The organism is Chromohalobacter sp. HP20-39, assembly GCF_033052815.1.
In the GTDB taxonomy this organism is placed as follows: Bacteria; Pseudomonadota; Gammaproteobacteria; order Pseudomonadales; family Halomonadaceae; genus Chromohalobacter.
This window is the reverse complement of sequence record NZ_JAWHTP010001003.1, coordinates 1-248: the sequence shown is the minus strand read 5'-3', so window position 1 is coordinate 248 and position 248 is coordinate 1. Positions and strand designations below refer to the sequence as shown.

Annotated in this window: 1 protein-coding gene; it reads right to left on the bottom strand. The window is 61.3% G+C overall.

The window, feature by feature from the left end; all coding sequences use genetic code 11:
• Positions 1–130: SRPBCC domain-containing protein (locus tag RVY79_RS22100; protein ID WP_411161776.1), on the bottom strand; the 130-nt coding region annotated here is incomplete at its 3' end.
• Between the last annotated feature and the right edge of the window lie 118 nt (positions 131–248).

Sequence of the window (248 nt, the reverse complement as noted above, 5' to 3'; positions counted from 1 at the left end):
CGCGGAAGCCGCCCTCGTCGGTCTTCTCCAGTTCCTCGCAGCCGGGAATGCAGGCCTTCAGCACTTCGGGATCGTTGAGCTTGTCCCACACAGCCTGGCGCGGCGCCGCAAGCTGGACTTCGCCGGTCATTGTCATGGCCATGGGGGACCTCCTCGATCGCTAGCTAAACCTGTTTCCCCAAGTAAAGCAGCCGGCACGCAAAGAAAAGGGCACCTTCGGAGGATGAGCGATGCATATTCGCAGCGCA